The sequence below is a fragment of the Limnohabitans sp. TS-CS-82 genome (assembly GCF_002943475.1).
Window position 1 is genome coordinate 84,755 of record NZ_PTQX01000016.1, and the last position, 18,887, is coordinate 103,641.

The following is an 18,887-nucleotide window of genomic DNA, read 5'->3' on the forward strand; positions in this document are numbered from 1 at the left end:
TATACTTACTAATGGCCGTCAAGATGGTATGTATGATTACCATATTGGTATTTCTACGGAGACACAGGCATGGCAATGCACGACATGGCGGGGCACTTGATACGTCGCCTGCAACAGCAATCCACCCAAATCTTTGCGCAGCGCACCCAAGCCGCGGGCTATGACCTGACCTCAGTGCAATACGCCGCGCTAGACGCCATCGCCAACAACCCGCATGTCGACCAAGCCAGCGTGGCCGAAATCATTGGCTACGACCGCGCCACCATTGGCGGCGTGATTGAACGCTTAGACACCAAAGGCTGGGTGCGCCGTGTGGTGAGCGAGCAAGACCGCAGATCGCGCGAGCTGTCGCTTACAGCCAAGGGCAACAAAATTTACTTGGCCTTGCAGCCCGTCGTGCATGAGCTGCAAGCTGACATCCTTCACCCCTTGAGCGCGGCCGAGCAAGAGCGCTTTATCAAGCTGGCACGTCAAGTGGTGTGGCATGACAAATTGGCCGACGAGGCCTAAGAGATAAAAATTAAACGTGCGCCAAGGCCGCAAAAAATAACACCGGCTAGTCGGTCAAACCACAACGCCACCAGCGGCCAGCGCGCAAACCACTGCCCCACCGTGCCCGCAAAGTAACCCAACACGCCAAACAGCACAGCCGCTTGCACGGTAAACACCATGCCCAGCTGCGCCAACTGCCAAGGCACATCACCACGATCAGCCGCCACAAACTGCGGCAAAAAAGCCAAGAAGAACAACATCACTTTGGGGTTGATCGCGTTGGCAAACACACCGCGCCACAGCAGCTGCATGGCAGACTGTTCGGGCGCATCGGCGGCATGGGTGGGTACGGTGGCCCCGCCTCGGCTGCGCAAAGCCTGCACACCCAACCAAAACAAATACGCCCCGCCGCCAATGCGCAAAGCCGCAAACGCCACAGGCGACGCTACCAACAACGAGCTAACCCCCACCACCGCCAACAGCGTGTGGCTTAAACACCCCAGCGCACACCCCAAACCAAACGCCATGCCCTGCTTGCGCCCACGCGACATGCCAAGGCTCAGCACCATTAGGTTGTCGGGGCCAGGGGAAATGGTGATGAGGCTGGCGGCTAGCAAGAAGGCTAGTAACTGGTCTAGGGTGAGCATCCACCCATTCTAGGAGCCGCTATGCAATGCTTTAAAACAAGGTGGTTGCACGTAACCAAGCCTCTGGCAACAAGCCCAGCACTTGGGCTTCTAGCCATTTATCTGCACCCGTCAAGATGGCCACACCGGTGAGTGCAATCAACAAGCCAAATACTTTCTTCAATCGGTCAATCGCGCCCATGACCCAGCCTTTGGCCGCATCAAAGCCACGTCGCGATGCGTAAGCCACTGCCACCAAAGGCAAAGCAGCACCCACACCAAACACGCCTAACACCAAAGCACCTTTGGCTGCACCACCCTCGCTGGCCGCCAATGTCAGGGCCGATGCCAACAAGGGGCCAGAGCATGGGCTCCACACCAAGCCCAACACAGCGCCCAACAGCAACGCGCTAAGAGGCGAGCCACCATCAAGCGCAGCAGAGGTTTGGTGTGCGCGACTTGCTATGGGCTGCATGGCGCGTGTGAACGCTTCGTTTAATGCAGGCACCCACATCACAAAACCCAACGCCACCAGTAGCAAAGCCCCCGCGGTACGCACGTGTTCGTTGTCAATGCCCAGTGCAGGACCTGCCCAACCCAACACCACGCCAATCAACGCAAACGAAGCGGCCATGCCCACACCCATATACACAGGGGACCAACGGTTTCCCTGCACCGCCCCACCCAACACCATGGGTAAAAGTGGAAACACGCAAGGCGACAAAGTGGTCAAGCTACCGGCCAACACACTGAGGCTGAGTTGAGAAATGCTGATATCCATGGCGAGCGCTCTTAGTTGGTGGTGAAAACGTCGCGCAACACTTTGTCATCGGTGTCACCCGCCAAACGCTTTTGCTCTTGCTTGCCTTTGTAAACAATCACGGTGGATTGCGTACGCACATTGAGTTGGCGACGAAGCTCGCGCTCGGTGTCGTAATTCACCACCAGCAGAGTGCCGGGCACTGAGGCATCACCTTTGAAGGTTTTAAACACCTTCTCTTGTGACCAGCAAGTAGGGCACCAAATGGCATGAAAGTGCAGACCCACCACCTCGCCTGCTTGCTGCTTGTCTGCCAGCGCTTGGGCGCTGTAGGGTTCGATGTTGAGTGCGTTAGCTTGGGTGGTCCAAGCAGCCAATGTGATGGCCAAAAGTGCGAGCGTTTTTTTCATAGGGGTTCCTCATGTATCAATGTAGTTACAAGTGAGTTCGCCCTAGCCCCTTAAAAAGTTACACACAAAACCGCCATAGCTGTATTGCGTTGCTTCTGCCCCCAAAAACATTGCGCTCTGCCCCGCCCATTGGGCACGCTGCTGCAGCACATCATCTAGCGCTGCCCAAATGCTGGCACTGCCCAAATTACCCACACGTGCGCCATGTGCGCTAACCCGTTCTGGCTGCAAAGCCCATCGTTTAGCCAACCAAGGCGCAAGTGCACCACTGGCTTGGTGAGGGACTACCCAAGCGGCGTCATGCAGCGCATTGCCCTGTGCGGCCAGCGCATCGCGACCATACTGCAGCAAGGCCAAGCCCTCTTGCATGACGCTGTCGAAATCGTGCTCAAACTGTGCTGTGCCCGCGTGCGTATAGGTTTTATCGGAGCCGCCTACGGCTAAACGCAAGCCGGGCTTGGGTGGCTGCTGCGCTTGGCCAAAGTAAGCACTGTGAATCATGGGGCTGTGACTGTTGTTGATGTCGCCCGTGTCAGGACCGATCACCACAGCTGCTGCGCCATCGCCCATTTGTAAAAAATTCACCCACTGTGCTGTGCGCTCACGCAAGCTGTTGGGGTCAAAGTAAACCGAGCCTGTCTCTACACCCACGATGCCTACAGGCGCTGCATCTGGGTGAACCGTCATGGCAAATGCAATTTGCAGCGCGTTGGCAAAACCCGTGCAGGCTTGGCGCAACTCCATGTGTGCGCCAGTGTGGCCCACCAAGCGCGAAATTTCTGCAGACCCTGCGGGCAACAACTGCGCGGGTGTGGTGGTGTGACTGATGAGGTACGCCAGACCATCGGCCGGAAGTTGTGCTTTATGCAACGCATGCTGCATGGCACGCGCAGCCAACTCGGGGTTACGTGCGCCAGCCCGTGGCGACTCTTGGGCATGCACAAAGTCGCGGCACAAATGGCGGGCTTGCACACCCAACTTTCCCGCTAAAAATCTGGCAAATCGTTGGGTGGGAATATCAAAGCGGCTTTCAATACGATCACATAGATCTTGCGTGCTGATGGCCTCACCCGGAAACGCTGAGCCCCAACCTAACAAAGTGCGCCGCCCTTGCGCCATGGTCAATCGCCCCGCTTGCATCACTGCCCCCTTAGTCGCTGCAACGCAGCGTGCACTGGCTGCATCAACCGCTGCAGGCGTTGCTGCATGTCAAGGTTGATCGCAGTTTGCTGCGTGGCGCTAAAACCCATTTGCTGCGCCAAGCCGCGGGCCAAACGCACATGCCGCGCTTCGTCTTGGCGCAAATCACACATCGCGCTATGAAGCAAAGGGGCTTGGCTAACAGGCCCGCCAATGCGCAACAGCGGCTGCAAAAGTTTGCACACTGCCCAATCCAGAGCGGCCACACGAGCCAAATGTTCGGCAGGGGTGGCTGCTTCAATGCGTCTAAAAAATTGCGCCAGCCGCAATGGCGAAATACTGATCCCCGCAGCGGGCAGCTCAGCCTGAATGGCGGCGATCAAATTAGCATGGCCTTGCTCGTCATCCGCAATGCGCTGCAGTACCTGCGCCGCATCTGCGGGCAATGCCGACTGCAAACGCCCTGTAAAGGCATACACCGCCGACTCTTCGCCGCAGGCCAAATACGGCAGCACGTCCGCCAAATCTTGATGGTGCTGTAAGGCTAGACCCTTAGTCAGCCTAGCGGGCTGCAGCGAGTAATGTGGCTGTAGCGATGCAACTATGCCTGCGCGGTTAAAGCACGAGGTTTTGGCTGCAACAGTAGCTGGCTGGAGTGGATGCATATGGAATAGATGAGTGCGCGAGCGTTATTCATCTATTCGTTTTTAATCCCAAAAAGGTTACACATCTCTGCGTTTGTTGCATCAACTTAATGCGCTTCATCCCAATTCAACCCCACCCCCACCTCAGCCAACAACGGCACTTTCAGCTGCGCCACTTCAGCCATCAGGCGTGGCACTTCGGTGCGGACCCATTCCACTTCTGACTCGGGCACTTCAAACACCAGTTCATCGTGCACTTGCATGATGACTTTGGTTTGACGTTGTTGTTCATCAATGGCTTTTTGCACGGCCACCATGCTCATCTTGATGAGGTCAGCGGCTGTGCCTTGCATGGGTGCGTTGATGGCGGCACGCTCTGCGCCTGCGCGGCGTGGGCCGTTGGGGCTGTTGATTTCGGGCAAGTACAAGCGGCGGCCAAACACCGTCTCTACATAGCCTTGTGCTTTGGCTTGTTCGCGTGTGTCGTCCATGTAGCGCTTCACACCCGCGAAGCGTTCAAAGTAACGGGTGATGTAGTTCTTAGCCGCGCTGTTGTCGATGCCCAGCGCTTTAGCCAAACCAAACGCGCTCATGCCGTAGATGAGGCCAAAGTTAATGACCTTGGCATACCGACGCTGCTCGGTACTGACTGCATCCACACCCACGCCAAACACTTCGGCCGCAGTGGCACGGTGCACGTCTAAGCCGTCGTGGAAAGCTTTAACTAAAGCCTCGTCACCACTGATGTGCGCCATGATGCGCAGCTCGATCTGGCTGTAGTCGGCACTAGCTATCACACAGCCCGCTGGAGCCACGAATGCTTCGCGCACTTTGCGGCCTTCGGCAGTGCGAATTGGAATGTTCTGCAAGTTAGGGTCGTTGCTAGACAAGCGGCCCGTCACGGCCACCGCTTGTGCGTAGTGCGTGTGCACGCGGCCTGTGCGTGGGTAGGCCATAAGAGCTAGTTTGTCGGTGTAAGTGCCTTTGAGTTTGCTAAGACTGCGGTGCTCCAAAATTTTGGCAGGCAGTGGGTAGTCTTCGGCCAATTTCTCCAGCACTTCTTCGTCTGTGCTGCGTGCGCCGGTAGCGGTTTTTTTGATAACGGGCAATCCCAGTTTGTCAAAGAAGATTTCGCCCAGTTGCTTAGGGCTGGCCAAGTTAAATGGCTGGCCTGCAATTTCATACGCTTCAGTTTCTAGCTGCACGATGCGTTGACCCAGCGCGTGACTTTGTGCGGCGAGTGTTGGCGCGTCAATTAACACACCGTTGCGCTCGATGCGATACAGCGCTTCGCTACTTTGAATTTCTAGTTCGTAAATGAAGCGCAGTTTGTCGTCGGCTTGCAAACGTGGCCACAACACTTGATGCACGTCTAGCGTCATGTCGGAGTCTTCGCACGAGTATTCGGTGGCACGCGCCACGTCCACTTGCGAGAACGGAATTTGGTGCGCGCCTTTGCCGCACAGGTCTTCGTAGTTCAAACCTTTGCGACCCACATGGCGCTCGGCCAAGCTAGCCAGGCCGTGAGGCTTGTGCACTTCCAGCACATAACTTTCCAGCATGGTGTCGTGCGCATAGCCCTTCACCTCAATGCCGTGGTTGGCCATGACATGGCGGTCGTATTTGATGTGTTGGCCCAGCTTCTTGATGTCGGCGTTTTCAAACCAAGGCTTGAGTTTGGCCAGTACTTCATTGATGGGCAACTGCGTGGGTGCATCGCCATAGCTGTGCGCCAGCGGGATGTAGCAGGCCTCGCCAGGCTTGACCGAAAAGCTCAGGCCAACAATCTCGGCGCGCATGGCGTCGAGCGAGGTGGTCTCGGTGTCAAACGCCACCAGCTCAGCAGCATTGAGTTTGGCCAGCCATGTGTCAAACATGGCCCAGTCCAGCACGCAGTCGTAATGCTTGTCGGTCACGGCAGATACAACTGCTTCGGGTTCGTCAAACAGGCTGGGGTTGGTTTCAAACTTCGGCTTAGCTTCTGATGCGCCAGCTGCATCACCACCTTCGCTGATGGCGCGGGCCAAACCTTTGAAGCCATAGGTTTCGTAAAAGGTTTTGAGTGCAGGCTTATCAGGCTCGGCCAAGTGCAGCGCATCGAGTGCTGGCAAGTTGGGCACGTAGGCCGACAAATCGCAATCGGTTTTCATGGTCACCAGCTGACGGCCTGTGGGCAGCCACTCAACGGCTTGACGCAAGTTCTCGCCCGCCACGCCTTTGATGGCGCTGGCGTTTTGCAGCAAGTTGTCGAGCGAGCCATATTCCATCAGCCACTTGGCAGCAGTCTTTGGGCCCACCTTGGCCACGCCGGGCACGTTGTCAACCGTGTCGCCCACCAAGGTTTGATAGTCGATCATCAGCGAAGGCGGCACACCAAACTCGGCAGTCACGCCCGCAACGTCGCGCTTCTTGCCGTTCATGGTGTCGATGATGGTGATGTGCTCGTTCACTAACTGGCTCAAGTCTTTGTCACCACTCGACACCACCACTGTCAAGCCCTGCTTGGCTGCAGTCACGGCCAAAGTGGCAATCACGTCATCCGCCTCTACGCCCGGTACATCAAGCACCGTCCAGCCCAACATGCGCACCATGGCGTGGATGGGTTCGATTTGCGAGCGCAAGTCATCCGGCATGGGCGAGCGGTTGGCTTTGTACGCGGGGTACATCTCGTCGCGAAAGGTGGGGCCTTTGGCGTCAAATACACAAGCGGCCAGTTGAGTGGGCACTTCTTTGCGCAAGGCCTGCATCATGTTGATCATGCCGCGGATGGCCCCAGTGGCAGCGCTCGTTGGATCGCCTGGCACAGCGCGCAGGTCGGGCATGGCATGGAAGGCGCGGTATAGGTAGCTGGAGCCGTCAACCAGCAGCAATGTTTTGGATTCACTCATAGGTTGTGATTGTGCCTTGTGTGCTTTTTTTGGCTGGGCTCGCTGGACGCGGCTGGTGGGCGTCGCTGCTTCATGCTGGAGTACCAGAAATCATGGCGACGCCCACCAGCCACGCCCAGTCTGCGACACAGGTTTTGGAACGCCTGCAGCATGGCTCGTGCCGTTGGCACATTGCCATGCAACGCAAACACAACTGCCGTTCGTAGGAACTAATGCGGCAATCGCAACAGCGGAGCCACAAACCAGCAGGCCGTAGTCTTGGGGGTTGAGGGATGAGCGGGTGACGATTTCTGGTACCCCAGCATGAGGAACCCGCTCATCCCTCAGCCCACAAGCGAGCCCAGCAAAACAAGCCAAACTGTCGCTTACGCGCCAACTACAATGTGCGAACTTTTTAATCCCTTGGTTGTCATGGCAGTTTTCACCGAAGTTTCAGAGTCCTCCGCGCAAGAACTGCTGACCCAACTCAAGCTTGGCGAGTTGGTGGAGCTCAAAGGCATCCAAGGCGGGATTGAGAACACCAATTACTTCCTCACCAGCAGCGAAGGCCAATACGTGCTCACGCTGTTTGAGCGCCTCACGCACGCGCAACTGCCGTTTTATCTGTACCTGATGAAACACTTGGCACACGGCGGTATTCCTGTGCCAGACCCCATGTCTAACCAAGACGGCGACATCTTGCTGACCGTCGAAGGCAAGCCTGCTGCGGTGGTCAACCGCTTGCGCGGCAAAAGCGAACTCAGCCCCACCGCTGCCCACTGCGCCGCTGTGGGCGACATGCTTGCCCGCATGCACTTGGCTGGCCGCGACTACAACCGCCAACAGCCCAACCTACGTGGCCTGCCTTGGTGGAACGAGACCGTGCCTGTGGTGCTGCCGTTTTTGAACGAATCGCAAGCCGCGCTCATTCAAACCGAGCTGGCCCACCAAAACCACATTGCTGCGTCATCGGCTTACACCGCTCTACCCCGTGGCCCCGTGCATGCTGATCTTTTTCGCGACAACGTGATGTTTGATGGCAGCGTAGAAGCACCCGAGCTAACAGGCTTCTTCGACTTTTACTTTGCAGGCGTGGACACATGGCTGTTTGATGTGGCTGTGTGTTTGAACGACTGGTGCATCACGCACGCCGAGGGCACGCACGATGCCGCCAAGGCACAAGCGTTCATAGCCGCTTATCAAGCCGTCCGCCCTTTCACACCAGCTGAGCGCCAGCTGCTCAACCCCATGTTGCGTGCAGGCGCCTTGCGTTTTTGGACGTCTCGCCTGTGGGACTTCCACCTGCCGCGCGAAGCGAGCATGTTGCAACCCCACGATCCGACACACTTTGAGCGTGTGTTGCGCCAACGTGTGGCACACCCTGTCACACTCTGAGCTATGAAACTCAACGTCGTTCCCGCAAAAACTGGCTCACTCTGGGTGCGCCAAGGCATCCGTGCTTTTTGGAAGCAACCGCTGGCACTCACAGGCTTGTTCTTCATGTTCATGGCGAGCATGTCCGTCCTCTCCATCGTGCCCGTATTGGGCAGTTTTTTTGCCTTGATGCTGCTGCCAGCAGCCACCTTGGGCTTGATGGCCGCCACACGCGAAGTGGAGTTGGGCAAGTTCCCCATGCCGTTTATCTTGGCCGCAGGTTTTAGAACCGGCGCAGAAGGCAAGCGCAACATGCTGATGCTGGGCCTCATTTACGCACTGTGCTTTGTGGGCGTGATGGGCTTGTCAACACTCGTGGACGGCGGTGACTTTGCCAAGCTGTATTTGGTGGGCGGCTCACTGGAAATGGAAACCATCATGGAGCCCGATTTTCAAAACGCCATGTGGCTTTCGATGATGCTGTACCTGCCTTTGTCGCTGGTGTTTTGGCATGCGCCTGCACTCACGCATTGGCACGGCGTACCAGTGGGCAAAAGCTTGTTTTTTAGCACCGTGGCCTGCTTGAGCAACTGGCGCGCATTCTTGGTGTTTGGTTTAATGTGGTCCGCCATCTTCTTGGGCACCACATTTGCGATCACCATCATTGGCAGCTTGGTGGGCGATGGCGACTTTGCCGCCATGGCCCTGCTGCCCGCCATGCTGATGTTGGCTTCCATGTTTTTTAGCTCCACGTATTACAGCTTCAAAGACTGCTTCACGTCAGACGTGATTTACGCGTAAAAAACTTTCAAGCGCGTTGCAACAAGCAGCGCTTAAAACGCATCACACCTTCACGGCTTCTCAAACTTGGGTGAGCTTGGCCACACTCAGCGCCAGCCACTTGGTGCCATGACGCGGGAAGTTCACTTGCGCACGGGCATCGTCGCCCACCCCCTCAATGCTCACCACTGCGCCTTCGCCAAACTTGGCGTGGAACACCTGCACACCGCTACGCACCCATGCATTCGGGCCACTGGTCACAGGGGCTGCACGCTGAGGCACAGGCTTGGGCGCAACCGCCGTGGCTGCACCACCACCCCATGCGTTGTTTTGCCAGCCGTTGTTGTTCTGCCATGCATCACGCCGCGTTGGCATCGCATCGGCAAAGGCTGAACGCGCAGGCGTGATCCACTTCATCGTGTGCTCTGGCAGCTCTTCAAAGAAACGGCTTTTCAGGTTGTAGCGCGTTTGGCCATGCAACATGCGGGTTTGCGAATGGCTGAGGTACAAACGCTTGCGCGCACGTGTGATGGCCACATACATGAGGCGGCGCTCTTCTTCGAGGCCATCAAAGTCGTTCATCGAGTTTTCGTGGGGGAACAAGCCTTCTTCCATGCCCGTGATGAACACGCAATCAAACTCCAAACCCTTGGAGGCATGCACCGTCATCAACTGAATCGCGTCTTGGCCCGCTTGCGCTTGGTTGTCACCCGACTCCAACGCCGCGTGCGTGAGGAAGGCTGCCAAAGGCGACAGGGTTTCGCCCGTGTCGGCGTTGATCATGGTTTGCGGTGTGGCGGGTGTGTTGCCATCTGTTGCCACAGGCTCGCCATGCTCATCAATGGGCAAAGCCACGGCATCACGACCAAAACCTTCTTGCGTCACAAAGCTCTCGGCGGCATTGACCAATTCCTGCAAGTTCTCAATGCGATCTTGGCCTTCGCGCTCGGTTTGGTAATGGGTGATCAAGCCTGAGTGGTCCAACAACAGCTCAATGATTTGGCGAAGGTTTTGGCCTTGCGTTTGTTCGCGGAGTACATCAATTTTGGCCACAAAGGCGCTGAGGTTGGCCCCTGCTTTGCCTGCGACGGCAGTGACGGCATCGCTCATGGCGCAGCCCATGGCACGCGAGGCGTCTTGCAACTGCTCGATGCTGCGGGCACCAATGCCACGCGGCGGGAAGTTGACCACGCGCATGAAGCTGGTGTCGTCGCGTGGGTTTTCTAGTAAACGCAAATAGGCCAAAGCGTGTTTGATTTCAGCACGCTCGAAGAAGCGCAAACCGCCGTACACGCGGTACGGCATGGCGGCGTTGAACAGCGCGGTTTCGATCACACGGCTTTGTGCGTTGCTGCGGTAAAGCACGGCTATTTCGCTGCGGTGTTGCACACCGGTTGCGCCATCGCCGTTTTTGCCATCGCGCAAGAGTTGCTTCATCTCTTCCACCATCCATTGCGCTTCGGCAAAGTCGGTGGGGGACTCATACACACGCACGGGCTCGCCTGCGCCCTGCGTGGTGTGCAGGTTTTTACCCAAACGGCCTTTGTTGTGGCTGATGAGATGGTTTGCACTGTCCAAAATGTTGCTGTAGCTGCGGTAGTTTTGCTCGAGCTTGATTTGGTGCGTCACGTTGTACTCGCGCACAAAGTCGGCCATGTTGCCCACGCGTGCGCCACGGAAAGCGTAAATGCTTTGGTCATCGTCACCCACGGCCAAGATGGAACCTCCGCCGCCATCGACAGGGCCAGCGAGTTGTTTGAGCCACGCGTATTGCAGCTTGTTGGTGTCTTGAAACTCGTCCACCAAGATGTGTTGAAAGCGGCGGCGGTAGTGCTCGCGCAACGGATCGTTGTCGCGCAGCAGCTCGTACGAGCGCAGCATGAGTTCCCCAAAATCCACCACGCCTTCGCGTTGGCATTGGGCTTCGTACAGCTCGTACAGCTCCACACGTTTGCGGTCGTCGGGGTCGCGAGCCACCACGTCTTTTGGGCGCAGGCCGTCTTCTTTGCAGCCAGCGATGAAGCGCATGGTTTGCTTGGGCGGGAAGCGTTCGTCGTCCACCTGAAACTGCTTGCTCAAGCGCTTGATGGCGCTGAGCTGGTCTTGGGTGTCCAAAATTTGAAAGGACTGGGGCAAGTTGGCCAGCTTCCAGTGGGCGCGCAAAAAACGGTTGCACAGCCCGTGAAAGGTGCCCACCCACATGCCGCGCACATTGACAGGCAGCATGGCCGACAAACGCGTGAGCATTTCTTTGGCCGCCTTGTTGGTAAAGGTCACGGCCAGCAAACCACCGGGCGAGACCTGCCCCGTTTGCATGAGCCACGCAATGCGTGTGGTCAGCACCCGCGTCTTGCCCGACCCTGCCCCCGCCAAGATAAGGGCATGCGCCTGCGGCAGCGTGACTGCAGCGGCTTGCTCGTTGTTGAGGCCTTGGAGCAAGGGCGAGGTATCAGGTGAAAAATGCATCTGTCAATTTTAGGGTTTAGAATCAGCCACCGGGCCCAAGATTCTTGCGCTCGGTTTTTTTATGCCTGCCTTTTGCACCTGAAAAAACCGGCCAAGCCAAGCGCTCAATCTTCGAACGTTTTATTCTGGAGCTTGGGATATGGAAATTTTTGATTACGACAACATCTTGTTGCTGCCACGCAAGTGCCGCGTGGAAAGCCGCTCTGAATGCGATGCAGGTGTTGAACTCGGTGGCCGCAAGTTTCGCTTGCCAGTTGTCCCCGCCAATATGAAAACCGTGGTGGATGAAAGCATCTGCTTGTGGATGGCGCAAAACAACTACTTCTACGTGATGCACCGCTTCGATTTGGACAATGTCCAATTCGTGAAAGACATGCACGCCAAGGGTGTGTACGCCTCGATCTCCTTGGGCGTCAAAGGCCCCGACCGCGAAACCGTGGACACTCTGGCTGCAGCTGGTTTGACACCTGAATACATCACCATCGACATCGCCCATGGCCACGCCGACAGCGTGCGCGACATGATTGGCTACATCAAGGCCAAGTTGCCTAAGAGCTTCATCATCGCGGGCAACGTGGCCACGCCTGAAGCCGTGATCGACCTCGAAAACTGGGGCGCTGACGCGACCAAAGTGGGCGTGGGTCCAGGCAAGGTGTGTATCACCAAGCTCAAAACTGGTTTTGGCACCGGCGGCTGGCAGCTGTCAGCGCTCAAGTGGTGCGCCCGCGTGGCGACCAAGCCCATCATTGCTGACGGCGGCATTCGCAGCCACGGCGACATTGCCAAGAGCATCCGCTTTGGCGCAAGCATGGTGATGATTGGTTCGCTGTTTGCAGGCCACGAAGAGTCGCCAGGCAAGACCGTGGAAGTTAATGGCGAACTGTTCAAGGAATACTACGGATCAGCCTCTGACTTCAACAAAGGCGAATACAAGCACGTGGAAGGCAAACGCATCCTTGAGCCCGTCAAAGGCAAACTGGCCAACACGCTCATCGAAATGGAGCAAGACGTGCAAAGCTCAATCAGCTATGCCGGCGGCACCAAGTTGATGGACATCCGCAAGGTGAACTATGTGACCTTGGGCGGCGACAACGCTGGCGAACATCTGTTGATGTAAACCTCGCACTTTGGCCAATTGATGGCCAAACAAAAAAGCCTGTCTGCTTTGCGCATGACAGGCTTTTTTATTGCTGTGGTTTTTACTTGTGCAGCAACTCAAGCGCCAGCGTGTGTAAGCGGTGTCCAGGCTGCGTCATCGCCTCGACGATGCTGAAGTGCTGCAAGCCGTCCAAGGTCTCGGCCACAGGCACGCGGTCTTTGCCCCAGGACTGCTGAATCAAAAAGTTGTGGCGAATAAACTCTTCGCTCTCAATGCCACCTGCCACGCTGTAGAGCGTGCCCTGCTTAGGCGCTGGCATCCATGCGGGGCTGTTGCGTAGCACCACCTCATCCGTCAAGCGCAGGCTGTCTTTGAGGTACGGGGTGGCTTGCACAGATTCAAGCTCATACAAACCAGAAATTGACAACGCCTTAGTGACCAAATGCGCAGGTAGGTCAGCAGCGTAGGCTTTCCAGTCGCAGGCCAACAACATGCTAACCAAATGACCACCGGCTGAATGCCCCACCAGTGTGATGCGGCTGGGGTCGCCACCAAAGCGGTGGATGTTGCGCCACACCCAAGCCACGCACTTGACCATTTGCAGCGTGATGTCAGACACCGTCACTGCAGGGCACAACGCGTAGTTAGGCACCACTACATGCGCGCCTTGCGCGGTGAAGGCGGGCGCGATGAATGAATGATCAGCTTTGTCGAGTGAGCGCCAATAACCGCCGTGAATGAACACCACCACAGGTGCTTTGTCGCCCGCTGTTTCGCTGGGAAAAATGTCTAAGGTTTCATTCAAACCACGGCCATAGGCCACGTCTTGAAAGCAACGGTGTGTGGCGCGCACTTGTGCTGATGCCTGACTCCAATGCGCAAAGTGCGCCGCATGCTCGGGCACCAAGGCGCGGTTGTTGTACATGCGGTCATACCAAGCGCCGTCGCGTTGCGTCATAGTTTTTTCTCCAGAAGAATTTGCACGTTGGTCCAGCTTCGGTTGCTGGTGCGGCTGTTTTCCGTCACACCGTTACCGCTGTAAACACTGCCTGTGTTGTAGTTCAAGGGGTTGAGGTTGCTCAAGGTCAAACGCCATGCTGTGTTGCCGTCCACGCGCCACAAGCCATACACATCCATAACGCGTTTTTGCGAAATGGTGGTGAGTTGCTCAGCACTCAAACGGGTGCTGTAGCCTGGGTTGTAGTTGATGTTGCCACCCACCGTGAGCGGTGCGGATTTAAGCTTGTAATCCGCACCAAAGTTGGCGGTCATGCTGGGCTGTTGGTCGAGCCGGTTGTCTGGCCCCATGACGCTGAGCACGCGTGAGCGGTAAAAACTCAGGTTGTTGCGCAGGTCGATGTGCGGGGCATCAGTGATCCACTGGTCCATGCGGAACTTGGCTTCTAGCTCGATGCCTTCTGTGATAGCTTCGCTGATGTTTTGTGGGCTAGACAGCCAGCGGCCATTCGCCCCCGACTCTAGCGTGGTTACATTGCGAATCAAATTTTGCACACGGCGATGAAATGCACTGGCGCTCAGCACACCACCTTGTGGCAGATAGCGCTCAACCGCCACATCCAAGCCTGTGGCAACTTCTGGCTTGAGATTGGGGTTACCCGCCACATCGGGGTTGGTCGCGCTGTTGTCGTCACGCGTGTACGTACGGCGCGCCAACAAAGTGGGCATGGTGGGCGTTTTAAAACTGCGCGTGAGACTCATACGCACTTGGTCACGGCTATCAGGATCAGGGCGCCACATGGCATGCAGCAAGGGTGTAAATACGCTGTTGCGATTCGTCACATCGCCTGTCGCTGTACTGCCTTCCGTGGTCAAACCTTCGTAGCGTGCGCCGAGATGCGTGGCCCAATGTGGTGTGAGCTGCCACTCATCCTGTGAATACACGGCATAGCGCATGGAGCTGGCTTGGTAGTCAGCGCTGCGTGCAAAACCTTGATAAGACCCCTGCACCTCTTGCGTGCGTCGCACCGATTCAGCCTCAGCACCACTCACCCATTGATGACCGCCGCCCATAACATTGGTGTACTTGCCACTGAGGTTGGTAGAGCGGTCTTGCACATGCGAGTTTTCTGTCACTCGAGGGATGAGCGACAGGTTGGTGGATGTTTGTTGAAATTCGTTATGGCTGTTCCAACCACCCACGTTGAATTTCCACTCCATGCTGCTGTCAGTTGAGAGCTTGCGTCGCCACTGACCGTTCAAACGCGCCACTGCAAAGTGATTTTTATTTTCGCTATTCGCTGTCGCGGGACTATTGGCCACAGCCGTGCCATTGAACGTTTCTGTGGCCTGCATGGTGCCTGGCGTCTTGCCTTGCGACAGCGCTACAAATGGCATCAAGGTAAACGTTTCACCTGGATCACCTTTGAGCTGCAAACGTGCGGTGGCATTCATGCCTTCACGGTCGTAATGGCTGTCGCTCACACGATGACGCACGGTAGTGCCCAGGTTATCGACACGGGTTAGATCGTTCTCACTGTGGTCAGGTGCCGAATAGCGATTGACCGACAAGGTGTAGTTGCCAGACCACTCTTCAGCATCGTGGTACTTGACCAAAGAAGCCGAGGGCGACGCATAACCACCTTGAAACGATGAACCCACTTTCAACTCAGTGGGCATGCCTTTGCGGCCTTCGCGCGTGATGATGTTGATGGTGCCGGCAATGGCTTGCGCACCCGTCTCAGCGGTGGGAGCGCGGTAAATTTCAACGCGTTCAATCATCTCCGGCGTGAGGGACTCGACACTGAAACCCGGTGGTACGCGTTGACCATCGAGCAAGATTTGTGTGTAGCCTTGGCTCAAGCCACGCATGCGGATGCCGCCGCCTCGGCCTGGCACACCACCCAAGGTGATGCCAGGCATGCGCTTCAAAATCTCACCAAGGTTGGAATCACCTTGACGCTCAATCTCTTCACGGCCAATCACAATTTTGCTGGCAGTAGATTCACGGCGCTGCTGCGTGTCGTTGTCGCGGCCACTGGTGATTTCGATGCGCCCCATGTCGGATGCCGTCGTTGCAGGTGCCGTGGTTTGCTGCGCCAGAGCGGCAACGGCACTTAAAGCAAATGGGATGAAAACGGTGCGAGCAGTGGGCGTGAAATGCATATCAAAAAGTTTACCGAGGTATGAATACCCTTGCCGTGTAAAGTTCAGGTTTTCTTTCTGATCCATCTTCCATGAGCCAAGCTGCCGCACCACACGCCTACGAAATCAAAAGTGCCTCGTTGCCCTTGGTGTCTTTTCTCCTCAAAACTCCCGACACATCAGCCCTCCAAGCCGATATGGCACGACGTCTGGGTGCTACCCCCGGCTTCTTTGACAACGACCCTGTGGTAATCGATCTGAGCGTCCTAGAAGATCCTCACGAGCAGCTCGACCTCCCATCGGTCTGCCTGATGCTACGCACACACCAAATGCTGCCTGTCGCTGTGCGCGGCGCAAATGAACACCAATTAGCTAACGCACGCAAAGCGGGCTTGTTTGAAGCCAGTGATTTGAACATTCAAGCGCCTGCCTCCCCGCGCGTAGAAACCGTGGTGCAAGAGGTGATTCGAGAGGTAGAAGTGGTACGCGAAGTACAAACGGGCGGTGGCGCCGCCATGGTCATCGACAAGCCGCTGCGCTCTGGTCAGCACGTGTATGCCAAGGGTCGCGACCTGATCGTGTTGGCCATGGTCAACCCGGGTGCAGAGATCATGGCCGATGGTCACATCCATGTTTACGCACCACTGCGTGGCAAAGCCATCGCAGGTGCACGTGGTGATGAGCAAGCGCGCATCTTCACTTCATGCCTTGAAGCAGAACTGCTTTCGATTGCGGGCACCTACCGCACCAGTGGCGATGCGCCCTTACCTGCCGATGTGGCTGGCAAAGCCGCACAAATCAGCCTTCAAGGCGATAAGTTGGTGATGCAAGCACTGTAAAATTCGGCAATTAAATAACAGAAACAACTAGGGCTTTATTCATGACAAAAATCGTGGTGGTGACTTCTGGCAAGGGCGGCGTGGGCAAGACCACAACCAGCGCCAGTTTTTCCTCTGGCCTCGCCTTGCGCGGCTTCAAAACGGTGGTCATCGACTTTGACGTCGGCCTGCGTAACCTCGACCTCATCATGGGTTGCGAGCGTCGTGTGGTGTATGACTTCATCAACGTCATCAACGGTGAAGCCACGCTGAACCAAGCCTTGATCAAAGACAAGCAGTGCGACAACTTGTTCGTACTCGCAGCCTCTCAAACCCGCGACAAAGATGCGTTGTCACAAGACGGCGTGGAGCGTGTGTTGAATGAACTCAAAGACATGAAGTTCGACTACATCGTGTGCGACTCCCCTGCCGGCATCGAAGTGGGCGCCATGATGGCCATGCACTTCGCCGACGAAGCCTTGGTTGTCACCAACCCTGAAGTGTCTTCGGTGCGTGACTCTGACCGCATCTTGGGCATGCTCAGCAGCAAAACCAAACGAGCGATCGATGGCGACACACCCATCAAAGAACACCTGCTCATCACGCGCTACAACCCGAGTCGCGTGGAAGAAGGTCACATGTTGTCGCTAGACGACATCCAAGACATCTTGCGCATTCCTTTGATCGGTGTGATTCCCGAATCAGAAACTGTGTTGACCGCTTCGAACCAAGGTTTGCCCGCGGTTCATCTGGAAAACACCGATGTGTCCGAAGCCTACAAAGACGTGATCAGCCGCTTCTTGGGTGAAGATTTGCCCATGCGATTTACTGAGCACGTCAAGCCAGGCTTGCTCAAACGTATTTTTGGCGGGAAGTAAGCCATGTCGTTGCTCTCTCTCTTACTTGGTGAGAAGAAAAAAACAGCGAACGTTGCCAAAGAACGTTTGCAGTTCATCCTCACCCACGAACGCACAGGCCGCAACCCGCAGCCAGACTACCTGCCTGATTTGCAGCGCGACTTGGTGGCCGTTCTGTCCAAATATGTGAAGATCAATCCAAACGACATCAAGGTCAATTTGGAGCGTCATGACAACCTCGAAGTGCTCGAAGTCAAAATCGAACTCCCAGAGTAAAAAGCTTCATAGCCCACAAAACAAAAAGCGACCCGAGGGTCGCTTTTTATTTGGCTTTCACAAGCAAAAGGGGATTAACCGCCTTTGTTTGAACGCTTGCCAGGGTTCTTTTTGCTACGTGTCGCAACACCGCGCTCAAGACTCACACGTTGACCACGACCACCGGTGCGCAGCATGGTGCCTGGCAGGGGGATTGGCTTTGGTGCGCGTTGGCGATCGGCTTCGGTGACGATTTTGTTTCCCATGAAATTTTTCCAAATAAAAAAGTGACAGGCCCTAATTAGGCCACAGGTTCGCTGCATTTTCGCATGTAACCGCCCATAATCTAGTGAAACAAGGTGATTTATGAATCCAAAAATCAGTGAATTACTGGCCCGCATCCAACAAATGGAGCGAGAAATCGAGCAAGAGATGAAGCGCAAGCGCGCTGAACTGCAAGCCGATTTCGAAGAAACGCGCGTGCGCTTTGAGCGAGAGGTGCTGGAACAGCAGCGCCGCTTTAAAACAGGCTTGTTCAAATACATCCTCTCTGCCGATTTGCGAACCGCGCTGACAGCACCCATCATTTATGCCGTGTTTTTCCCCATGGTGTTGCTAGATCTCTCGGTCACGATCTACCAGCACATTTGTTTTCGCGCCTACGGCATTCCTCGCGTGAAACGCAGCGACTACTTTGTGTACGACCGCGCGCATTTGGCCTATCTCAACCTGATTGAAAAAATCAACTGTGCGTACTGCTCGTATGGCAACGGCCTGATGGCCTATGGCCGCGAAGTGGTGGCGCGCACCGAGCAGTATTGGTGCCCTATCAAACATGCCCGAAAAATCATGGCAGCACACCCTTACTACACCGGCTTTGTGGACTTTGGTGACGCCGAAAGCTACAAGCAAGAGCTAGAGCGCCTGCGAAACCAGCTGGCCGAAATCAATCAAACCAGCGAATAACACGCCAGCACACATGCCACACACCGAGATTGACAAACGCTTGATGGACCTAGAAATCAAGGCCAGCTTCACCGAAGACTTGGTGGAGCAACTCAACCAAACCATCTTTCAGCAACAGCAGCAGATCGATGCGCTCATTCGCGAAGTGAGCCAACTGCGTCAACAAACACCCGACGGCGGATCGGGCGGCTTCACCAGCCTGCGTGATGAACTACCGCCCCACTATTAAGC

Annotated in this window: 19 protein-coding genes; 9 read left to right on the forward strand and 10 right to left on the reverse strand. The window is 56.1% G+C overall.

Annotation, left to right across the window (positions count from 1 at the left end):
- Window positions 1-69: 69 nt before the first annotated feature.
- Entirely contained in the window at window positions 70-510 is a 441-nt protein-coding gene (locus tag C5F52_RS24460; protein WP_104800980.1) for a MarR family winged helix-turn-helix transcriptional regulator, read from the forward strand.
- On the opposite strand, the gene C5F52_RS24465 is transcribed toward C5F52_RS24460, so the two are convergent.
- The 6 genes from C5F52_RS24465 to polA all read right to left on the reverse strand — a co-directional run bounded on the left by C5F52_RS24465 (window position 507) and on the right by polA (window position 6,960).
- Window positions 507-1,139, reverse strand: a complete 633-nt coding sequence (locus C5F52_RS24465) for a LysE family translocator (RefSeq protein ID WP_104800981.1) — start codon at window positions 1,137-1,139, stop codon at window positions 507-509. The two genes, C5F52_RS24460 and C5F52_RS24465, sit on opposite strands and share 4 nt — an antisense overlap.
- Before the next feature lie 31 nt (window positions 1,140-1,170).
- The gene (locus C5F52_RS24470) at window positions 1,171-1,899 is read right to left on the reverse strand and encodes a cytochrome c biogenesis CcdA family protein (protein WP_104800982.1); all 729 of its coding nucleotides are present in this window, start codon (window positions 1,897-1,899) and stop codon (window positions 1,171-1,173) included.
- An 11-nt stretch (window positions 1,900-1,910) separates the two neighbouring features.
- Complete coding sequence (locus C5F52_RS24475) at window positions 1,911-2,288, reverse strand: thioredoxin family protein (protein ID WP_104800983.1); 378 nt, start codon at window positions 2,286-2,288, stop codon at window positions 1,911-1,913.
- A gap of 42 nt (window positions 2,289-2,330) precedes the next feature.
- Window positions 2,331-3,428: a 3-oxoacyl-ACP synthase III family protein gene (locus tag C5F52_RS24480; protein WP_104800984.1), complete on the reverse strand. Its 1,098-nt coding sequence runs from the start codon at window positions 3,426-3,428 to the stop codon at window positions 2,331-2,333.
- Window positions 3,428-3,952 carry a hypothetical protein gene (locus tag C5F52_RS24485; RefSeq protein ID WP_104800985.1) on the reverse strand — a complete coding sequence of 175 codons (525 nt, stop codon included), beginning with the start codon at window positions 3,950-3,952 and terminating at the stop codon, window positions 3,428-3,430. The genes C5F52_RS24480 and C5F52_RS24485 overlap by 1 nt, the downstream gene beginning before the upstream one ends.
- Window positions 3,953-4,179: 227 nt before the next feature.
- The gene (gene polA / locus C5F52_RS24490) at window positions 4,180-6,960 is read right to left on the reverse strand and encodes a DNA polymerase I (RefSeq protein ID WP_104800986.1); all 2,781 of its coding nucleotides are present in this window, start codon (window positions 6,958-6,960) and stop codon (window positions 4,180-4,182) included.
- 411 nt (window positions 6,961-7,371) lie between these two features.
- On the opposite strand from polA, the gene C5F52_RS24500 reads away from it, so the two are divergent.
- Window positions 7,372-8,334, forward strand: coding sequence for a homoserine kinase (locus tag C5F52_RS24500; protein ID WP_104800988.1), 963 nt, complete (start codon window positions 7,372-7,374; stop codon window positions 8,332-8,334).
- 3 nt (window positions 8,335-8,337) lie between these two features.
- The gene (locus C5F52_RS24505) at window positions 8,338-9,114 is read left to right on the forward strand and encodes a BPSS1780 family membrane protein (RefSeq protein ID WP_104800989.1); all 777 of its coding nucleotides are present in this window, start codon (window positions 8,338-8,340) and stop codon (window positions 9,112-9,114) included.
- Between the two features lie 60 nt (window positions 9,115-9,174).
- Here the strand turns inward: C5F52_RS24505 and C5F52_RS24510 are convergent, their stop codons facing one another.
- Window positions 9,175-11,559 carry a UvrD-helicase domain-containing protein gene (locus tag C5F52_RS24510; RefSeq protein ID WP_104800990.1) on the reverse strand — a complete coding sequence of 795 codons (2,385 nt, stop codon included), beginning with the start codon at window positions 11,557-11,559 and terminating at the stop codon, window positions 9,175-9,177.
- A 139-nt stretch (window positions 11,560-11,698) separates the two neighbouring features.
- Here C5F52_RS24510 and C5F52_RS24515 point away from each other — a divergent pair, with 139 nt between their 5' ends.
- On the forward strand, window positions 11,699-12,676 hold the full coding sequence (locus tag C5F52_RS24515; protein WP_104800991.1) for a GMP reductase: 978 nt from the start codon (window positions 11,699-11,701) through the stop codon (window positions 12,674-12,676).
- Window positions 12,677-12,758: 82 nt separating this feature from the next.
- Here C5F52_RS24515 and C5F52_RS24520 read toward each other — a convergent pair whose 3' ends face one another.
- Both C5F52_RS24520 and C5F52_RS24525 read right to left on the reverse strand, forming a co-directional pair.
- On the reverse strand, window positions 12,759-13,616 hold the full coding sequence (locus C5F52_RS24520; protein ID WP_104800992.1) for an alpha/beta hydrolase: 858 nt from the start codon (window positions 13,614-13,616) through the stop codon (window positions 12,759-12,761).
- A complete protein-coding gene (locus tag C5F52_RS24525) occupies window positions 13,613-15,781 on the reverse strand; it encodes a TonB-dependent siderophore receptor (RefSeq protein WP_161499762.1) in 2,169 nt (722 codons plus the stop codon). Before C5F52_RS24525 ends, C5F52_RS24520 begins: the two co-directional genes overlap by 4 nt.
- A 71-nt stretch (window positions 15,782-15,852) precedes the next feature.
- Between C5F52_RS24525 and minC the strand changes: the two genes are divergently transcribed.
- Genes minC through minE form a run of 3 tightly spaced genes read left to right on the forward strand, consistent with a single transcriptional unit; the run spans window position 15,853 to window position 17,711 of the window.
- Complete coding sequence (minC, locus tag C5F52_RS24530) at window positions 15,853-16,599, forward strand: septum site-determining protein MinC (protein WP_104800994.1); 747 nt, start codon at window positions 15,853-15,855, stop codon at window positions 16,597-16,599.
- Between the two features lie 41 nt (window positions 16,600-16,640).
- Complete coding sequence (gene minD / locus C5F52_RS24535) at window positions 16,641-17,456, forward strand: septum site-determining protein MinD (protein WP_104800995.1); 816 nt, start codon at window positions 16,641-16,643, stop codon at window positions 17,454-17,456.
- 3 nt (window positions 17,457-17,459) lie between these two features.
- Window positions 17,460-17,711 (forward strand): cell division topological specificity factor MinE, encoded by a 252-nt coding sequence (gene minE, locus C5F52_RS24540; RefSeq protein ID WP_104800996.1) that lies wholly within the window; start codon window positions 17,460-17,462, stop codon window positions 17,709-17,711.
- A 74-nt stretch (window positions 17,712-17,785) separates the two neighbouring features.
- Here minE and C5F52_RS30090 read toward each other — a convergent pair whose 3' ends face one another.
- Complete coding sequence (locus C5F52_RS30090) at window positions 17,786-17,956, reverse strand: hypothetical protein (RefSeq protein WP_170108465.1); 171 nt, start codon at window positions 17,954-17,956, stop codon at window positions 17,786-17,788.
- Between the two features lie 100 nt (window positions 17,957-18,056).
- Between C5F52_RS30090 and C5F52_RS24545 the strand changes: the two genes are divergently transcribed.
- Both C5F52_RS24545 and C5F52_RS24550 read left to right on the forward strand, forming a co-directional pair.
- On the forward strand, window positions 18,057-18,656 hold the full coding sequence (locus tag C5F52_RS24545) for a hypothetical protein (RefSeq protein WP_104800997.1): 600 nt from the start codon (window positions 18,057-18,059) through the stop codon (window positions 18,654-18,656).
- Window positions 18,657-18,669: 13 nt separating this feature from the next.
- Window positions 18,670-18,885 (forward strand): SlyX family protein, encoded by a 216-nt coding sequence (locus C5F52_RS24550; protein WP_104800998.1) that lies wholly within the window; start codon window positions 18,670-18,672, stop codon window positions 18,883-18,885.
- The last annotated feature ends 2 nt before the right edge of the window (window positions 18,886-18,887 follow it).